Source organism: Mesorhizobium sp. (genome assembly GCF_024509055.1).
Taxonomy (GTDB): Bacteria; Pseudomonadota; Alphaproteobacteria; order Rhizobiales; family Rhizobiaceae; genus Mesorhizobium.
Genome location: NZ_JANINM010000048.1, coordinates 1 through 6,420 on the forward strand (window position 1 = coordinate 1; position 6,420 = coordinate 6,420).

Here is a 6,420-nt window from a genome sequence, read left to right on the forward strand (position 1 = left end):
TCGACAGAACACCCCATCGGAACATTGCGCTTCTCCATGTCGGTTACATCGAAGGAGATGTGCCCCAATTCTGGAGAAAAGCCAATGCGAGACGCGGGTCGCAAGCAACCTTCGTCATGCTCGGGCTTGACCCGAGGATCCATGCCGTGACCCTGGCCGCAGGGTGGAGCGGTGCAGAATTCTGTAATTGTTGCAACGCCTTAGCGTCACGGCATGGATCCCAGGGTCTGCGCGCGTCGCTTCGCTCCTTGCTCCGCCCTAGGATGACGAACCCGAGGATGTGCGACTAGAACTACCCCCTTCTGCCCGTCAGCGTCATGTTGAAGTCGACGATGTTGGAGTAGAGCGGCGTGCCGACATCCATGCCGTAGCGGGACCTGAGCACCTTGCCGGTGACGTGGAACTTGATCGTGCCGGATTTCAGCCCGTCCAGCTCGGCTGTGAATTTTTCCGGAAACGTCCTGCCGCGCGCCGTCAGCTGGCCGGTGACGAGGGCCGTCGTGTCACTTGTGCGGGTCACGCTGGTCGAGCGGAACTGGATTTCCGGATTGTTGGCGCTGTCGAACACTGCGTCGGAACGCAGGAAGGCGTCGATGCGGCCCTGTCCGGTGCCGACGCTTTCCGGATAGATGGTGAGATCGACCTTCGAGCGTCCGACATCGCCATTGTCGATGCGGATCGTGCCCTTGAAGCGGGCGAAGGCGCCGTCGAAGCCGCCGCCGCCGGCCTTGCCGATGGTGAAGCGGATCGATGAGCCCGCCGGGCTGATCGTGTAGCTGCCGGCCGCGTCGCTGAGCGCCACTGCGGCTATTGCCGGCACGACAAGGCAAGCGGCCAGGGCCGCCGATCCGAGGATGCGCGCATACATGGGAGTGTTCCTCTTTCTTGGAGGCAACGCCTTCAGCGGCCTCACCCCACAAACGCACGACTCCGCCGCTCTATTCCCCGCCTGACGAAGGCGTGATCATGCGTGTCAGCACGCTGTCGCGCAGCAGGAAATGATGGCGAAGCGCGGCCGCCACATGCAGCGCCACCAGCGCGATGCCGGCATAGGCGAGATACCAGTGCGCCGCCGACCAGAAGCTTTCGGCTGCGTCGGATTCGGCCAGCGGCAGGTTCGGCATCACGAAAAGATCGAACGGCATCGTCGGGATTTCCAGCGTCGACACCGACACCAGCGCCCAACCGGAGAGCGGGAGGGCGATCTGGAAGGCATAGAGTGCGAAATGCGCCAGCGGTGCCGTGCGGCGCTCCAACGTTCCGACTGAAGCCGGCAGCGATGGCGCCGCATTTCCGAGCCGCCAGGCGATGCGCAGGATGATCAGCCCGAGCAGCAGGAAGCCGAAGGATTTGTGCAACTGGATGAGCTCGAAGGAGGTCCGCTGGCTTGCGATCCGCACCATGGCGAAGCCGAGCACGAACTGGCCGATGAAGACGATGCCGATCAGCCAGTGGAGGATAATCGTTGGCCAGCCATAACGGGTGGCGGTGTTGGTGATGGACTGCATGGCCGAAAAACGCTGGTCGCGACGGTTTTCTTCCACCCTGCCCACAAGCCGCTACCCGCCCGTCTTGAAGAAATCCACGAAGGCCCTGAGCGCAGGTCGCATCTGCCGGCGGCTGGGATAGTAGACGAAGAAGCCCTCGAAAGATGGGCACCAGTCCTCCAGCACCCGGATCAGCCTTCCGTCGGCGAGCGGCGCGCGCACATAAGGCTCGAACACGAAGGCGAGCCCCGCGCCGTCGATTGCCGCTTGGGCGATCAGATGGTCCTCGTCGAGGATCAGCGGTCCCTGCGCGGCAATTTCGATCTCCTCGCCGTCCTTCTCGAACTCCCAGCGATAAAGGATGCCGCTGGAGAAGCGGAAGCGGAGGCAACGGTGCTCGGCGAGCTCGCGCGGGTGGCGCGGCTTCGGCATGGCGGCAAAATAGGATGGCGCGGCGACCACCGCGCCGCGAAGATCGGGGCCGATGCGCACCGCGATCATGTCGCGCTGCAGGCTTTCGCCGAGCCGCACGCCGGCGTCGAAACCGCCTTCGACCACGTCGGTGAATCGGTCCTCGATGACGATCTCCAGCACGATGTCGGGATAGGCGGCTGCAAAGGCGCCGAGGCGCGGCGTCAGCGTCAGATGCGCAGCCGTGCGCGGCACGGTCAGCCGCAGATTGCCGGCCGGTCGGTCGCGGGCCTCGACGGCCGTCTCCAGCGCCAGGTCGATCTCGGACAGCGCCGGCCGCAGCCGTTCGAGCAGCTGTGCGCCTTCCTCGGTCGGCGCGACACTGCGCGTGCTGCGCGCCAGCAGCCGCACGCCGAGCCGCGCCTCCAGGCTGGAGACTGCGTGACTGACCGCCGACGGCGCGATGCCGAGTTCGCGGGCGGCGCCGCGGAAGCTGGCGCATTGGGCGACGGTGGCAAGCACGGCGAGCTGGGAGAGGTTGGTGCGGTTCATTGTTCCATTTTATAGAGCAAGCCGTACAAAGGAAAACCAATTATCGAACGGAGTGCAAGGCCTTATTTCCCACGCATCGCAACAAGGAGATGCGTGATGAAAACCCGCAAGCTTGGAACTGAACTCGAAGTCTTCCCCGTCGGTCTCGGCTGCATGGGCATGAGTTTTGTCTATGGCGGCCAGCCGGAGGCGGAAGCCATCGCCACGCTGCGCCGCGCAGTCGAGATCGGGGTGACCTTCTTCGATACCGCCGAAGTCTATGGCCCCTTCGAGAACGAAATCCTGCTCGGCAAGGCGCTGAAGCCGGTGCGCGACAAGGTGACGATTGCCACCAAGTTCGGCTTCAAGATTTCCGAGCACGGCTCGGGCGCCGACCGCATGATCGGCCTCGATAGCCGTCCCGAGCACGTCAAGGCGGTGGCGGAAGCATCGCTGAAGCGGCTCAACACCGACGTGATCGACCTCTATTACCAGCACCGCGTCGACCCGAACGTGCCGATCGAGGACACGGTCGGCGCCATGGCGGAGCTGGTGCGCGAAGGCAAGGTGCGGGCGCTGGGCCTGTCGGAGGTAAGCGGCGCCACGCTGCGCCGGGCGCATGCCGTGCATCCGATCGCCGCCGTGCAGAGCGAATATTCGCTGTGGAGCCGCGATCCGGAGGACGAGGTCCTCGCGGTCTGCCGCGAACTCGGTGTTGGTTTTGTCCCCTACAGCCCGCTCGGCCGCGGCCTGCTCACCGGCACGCTCGGCAAGCCCGATGCGCTCGGCGCCGGCGACTGGCGCCTCACTCAGCCGCGCTTCCAGTCGGACGCCATGGCAGCTAACAACGCCGTCATTGCGGTGCTGGAGAAGATGGCGGCGGAAAAGGGCGCGACACCGGCGCAGCTGGCGCTCGCCTGGGTGCTGCACCAGGACGATTTCATCGTGCCGATCCCGGGTGCACGGAAAATAGGGCATCTGGAGCAGAACACGGCGGCCGCCGGGATCGAGCTGAGCGTGGCCGAAGTGGCTGCGATCGGCGATGCGCTGTCGCCCGACAAGGTGGTCGGCAAGCGCTACACGGAGGAGCTGCTGGCGCTGGTGAATGGGTGAGTGAAAATAGCGGGGCGCATCGGCGCCCCTTTTGTTGCGAGAAGTCGGTGCGAGGCACCCCCCTCTGTCCTGCCGGACATCTCCCCCTCAAGGGGGGAGATTAGATGTCATCGACGCTTTCGCCTATTATCAACCTTGCAGGAAGGGCGCCGGCGCCCAAGCTGCCAATCTCCCCCCTTGAGGGGGAGATGCCCGGCAGGGCAGAGGGGTGCCTTGCGCCGGCATCTCCTACTCACCAAGGCACCACACTAATCTCCGCCCAACACTCCCTGGCGCGAGCGCCTTTCGCCTCATGCGTCCGCTGGTTGTCCAGCGCCCTGTTCGGCGTGATGCGGAACGAAAAGACATCGTCGAGCCCGAACGGCGCCACCAAGTCCAGCTGCCCGTCGCGGCTGTACCGCACCCCGACCGCATGCGTCTTCGAGGCAAAATAGCTGACGGACTCGCTCGAATTCCGATACTGCGGACATTCCCGCCCGAACTTGACCGGGTACCACAGATGCACCCGTGCCTGGTTGCGCACCTCGACCGGCAACGGAAGACCCTCGAAATGCTCGGCCGCCCGGCGGATCACCGTGTCCTCGGCCTCGTAGGAGAGGTCGGTATCGTCGAAATAGAACAGGTCGACATCCTTGATGCCGTAGCCCGGCGGCTTGCCGGTCAGGTGGTTCCAGACGCTGTTGTATAGAGCGCCGGACACCACCAGCCAGTCCGGGAGGGCAAGCTCGCGCACGCGCTCCAGGGTCTGCCCAAGCACCGGGTCGCCGGTCACGATGGCGAGAAACGCCGCACGCTGGTCTTCGAAGGAAAGGCCTGAATAGCGGAGGTGGTCCATCGCCCTTTGGAGGGCGATTCGCCATCGCTGCGCAATGGCTCAACGTTTGTACATCACATCGGTGCGGATGACATACTTGCGACCCGACAGCACCTCATCGCCGCGATGCTCGATGGGATGATAGAAGGCCAACGCCATGCCTTTGCGGGGCTTCACGGCCAGGCTGGCGCCATCATAGCCCGGCAGCGTCCCGCGAAACGACGTGCCGCCGCCCCCGAAACCGTCCGACAGGTAGATCATGAAGGTGAACTGGCTGCGTTCATCGATGCCGCGCTCGAAATAGCCGTCATTGTGCCAGTCGAATTTCTGGCCGGGCCCATAGCGGTAGAAGCGGAAGCGCTCGTTGAAACCCTTGAGCCGCCACTCGCCCAGCCTGGCATAAAGAAACGGCCTCGCTCGGGCGAAAAATAGGTCGGCGAGGTCCTCGTCGTCGAACACGACGCGGTCGTTGTTGCGCAGGTCCTTCATCAACAGCGCGTCGCCACCACTGTTGACGCGGGCCGCCTCGAAGCCGCGCCTTTCGCTGTCCAAGATCAGGTCGGCGCATTCCTGGTCGTTCAGGAATCCGTCGATGGTGCCGATATGCGTGGCCAGCCAGTTGATGGACAGTTTTTCGCTCACGGCCATATTCCGTGCCCCGCAAAGCCGTGGGGCGTGCTGCGTTTAGGCGCGCAACACGCCGCCCGTCTGCTTGTTGACGTTCTCGACGATACGCCTTGCGAGCGCCTCGAAATCCTCGTCGGTCAAGGTCTTCTCGACAGGCTGGATCGACACTTCGATGGCGATCGACTTCTTGGCCGCGCCCAACGACGCGCCCTCGAAGACGTCGAACACCGAAACGCCGGTCACCAGCTTCTTGTCGGCGGCCAAAGCTGCCCGCACCAGTGTGCCGGCCTCGACCGTCCGGTCGACGACGAAGGCGAAATCGCGCTTCACCGCCTGGAAGGGCGACAGCTCCAGCTTCGGCTTGGTGCGCGTCGGCTTGGCCTTCGGCTCCGGCACCGCGTCGACATAGACCTCGAAGCCGCAGATCGGCCCGGAGACGTCGAGCGCCTCCAGCGTCTTCGGATGGAACTCGCCGAACGTGCCGAGCACCGTCTTCGGCCCGAGCTTGATGGTGCCGGAGCGCCCCGGGTGATACCAGGCCGGGCCGCCTGGCTCGATCTGCAGCCGGTCGACCGGCGCGCCGCAGGCTTCCAGTGCCGCGATCGCATCCGCCTTGGCGTCGAAGACGCCGACCGGGCCGGCATTGCCGGCCCAGCTGCGGCCGGAACCGTCGAGCTTGGCCGTGCCGCGCCGCACGCCGGCGGCCACGCGCCGCTGCTGGTCGGCTGCGTCGCCCTCATAGGTGCCGGAAACTTCGAACAGCGCCACGTCGCCGATGCCGCGATCGGCATTGCGCTGCGCGGCGCTGAGCAGTCCCGGCAGCAGCGACGGCCGCATGTCGGACATGTCGGCGGCGATCGGGTTGGCGAGCTTCAGCTCGGTCTGGCCGCCGCCGAACAGTTCGGCGTGCTTTGCCGGGATGAACGACCAGGTGACGGCCTCCATCATGCCGCGCACGGCCAGCGCCCGCTTGGCCGAGCGCGTGCGCACCTGCAGCGTGGTCAGGATCCTGCCGTTGACGGCGTCATGCGAGGTCAGCGGCTGCGGCGCGATGTTGTCGACGCCGTGGATGCGCATCACTTCCTCGACGAGGTCGGCCTTGCCGTCGACATCCGGCCGCCAGGAAGGCACCTTCACCTTGACGACGTCGCCAGTGCCATGCGGCTCAAAGCCGAGGCGCGTCAGGATATCGAGGCTTTCCGCCTTGGGCACCTCGATGCCGGTCAGCCGCTTCACTTCCGACAGCGGGAAAGAGACGACCTTCGCCTTGTGGCCGTTATAGCCCGCCACTTCCATCTCGGTCGGCGTGCCGCCGCAGAAGTCGAGCACCAGCTTGGTGGCAAGTTCCACGCCGGGCACCATGAATTCCGGGTCGACGCCGCGCTCGAAGCGGTAGCGCGCATCGGTGATGATGCCGAGCGTGCGGCCGGTCCGCGC

Annotated in this window: 7 protein-coding genes; 1 reads left to right on the plus strand and 6 read right to left on the minus strand. The window is 65.2% G+C overall.

The window, feature by feature from the left end:
- Nucleotides 1-292: 292 nt before the first annotated feature.
- The 3 genes from Q0L57_RS03060 to Q0L57_RS03070 all read right to left on the minus strand — a co-directional run bounded on the left by Q0L57_RS03060 (nucleotide 293) and on the right by Q0L57_RS03070 (nucleotide 2,450).
- Nucleotides 293-868, minus strand: coding sequence for a YceI family protein (locus tag Q0L57_RS03060; protein WP_296737746.1), 576 nt, complete (start codon nucleotides 866-868; stop codon nucleotides 293-295).
- Between the two features lie 70 nt (nucleotides 869-938).
- On the minus strand, nucleotides 939-1,508 hold the full coding sequence (locus tag Q0L57_RS03065; protein WP_296737763.1) for a cytochrome b: 570 nt from the start codon (nucleotides 1,506-1,508) through the stop codon (nucleotides 939-941).
- A 51-nt stretch (nucleotides 1,509-1,559) separates the two neighbouring features.
- Nucleotides 1,560-2,450, minus strand: a complete 891-nt coding sequence (locus Q0L57_RS03070) for a LysR family transcriptional regulator (protein ID WP_296737749.1) — start codon at nucleotides 2,448-2,450, stop codon at nucleotides 1,560-1,562.
- A gap of 96 nt (nucleotides 2,451-2,546) precedes the next feature.
- On the opposite strand from Q0L57_RS03070, the gene Q0L57_RS03075 reads away from it, so the two are divergent.
- The gene (locus Q0L57_RS03075; protein ID WP_296737751.1) at nucleotides 2,547-3,542 is read left to right on the plus strand and encodes an aldo/keto reductase; all 996 of its coding nucleotides are present in this window, start codon (nucleotides 2,547-2,549) and stop codon (nucleotides 3,540-3,542) included.
- Between the two features lie 232 nt (nucleotides 3,543-3,774).
- On the opposite strand, the gene Q0L57_RS03080 is transcribed toward Q0L57_RS03075, so the two are convergent.
- The 3 genes from Q0L57_RS03080 to Q0L57_RS03090 all read right to left on the minus strand — a co-directional run.
- The gene (locus tag Q0L57_RS03080) at nucleotides 3,775-4,377 is read right to left on the minus strand and encodes a nucleotidyltransferase family protein (RefSeq protein WP_296737754.1); all 603 of its coding nucleotides are present in this window, start codon (nucleotides 4,375-4,377) and stop codon (nucleotides 3,775-3,777) included.
- 39 nt (nucleotides 4,378-4,416) lie between these two features.
- A complete protein-coding gene (locus tag Q0L57_RS03085; protein ID WP_296737757.1) occupies nucleotides 4,417-4,998 on the minus strand; it encodes a 2OG-Fe(II) oxygenase in 582 nt (193 codons plus the stop codon).
- A gap of 42 nt (nucleotides 4,999-5,040) precedes the next feature.
- A partial coding sequence (locus tag Q0L57_RS03090; RefSeq protein ID WP_296737760.1) for a phenylalanine--tRNA ligase subunit beta occupies nucleotides 5,041-6,420 on the minus strand: 1,380 nt, incomplete at its 5' end.

Excerpts from the sequence above, each read along its gene's own strand:
- Q0L57_RS03060 (WP_296737746.1), bottom strand. The coding sequence starts at position 868 with ATGTATGCGCGCATCCTCGGATCGGCGGCCCTGGCCGCTTGCCTTGTC.
- Q0L57_RS03065 (WP_296737763.1), bottom strand. The coding sequence starts at position 1,508 with ATGCAGTCCATCACCAACACCGCCACCCGTTATGGCTGGCCAACGATT.
- Q0L57_RS03070 (WP_296737749.1), bottom strand. The coding sequence starts at position 2,450 with ATGAACCGCACCAACCTCTCCCAGCTCGCCGTGCTTGCCACCGTCGCC.
- Q0L57_RS03075 (WP_296737751.1), top strand. The coding sequence starts at position 2,547 with ATGAAAACCCGCAAGCTTGGAACTGAACTCGAAGTCTTCCCCGTCGGT.
- Q0L57_RS03080 (WP_296737754.1), bottom strand. The coding sequence starts at position 4,377 with ATGGACCACCTCCGCTATTCAGGCCTTTCCTTCGAAGACCAGCGTGCG.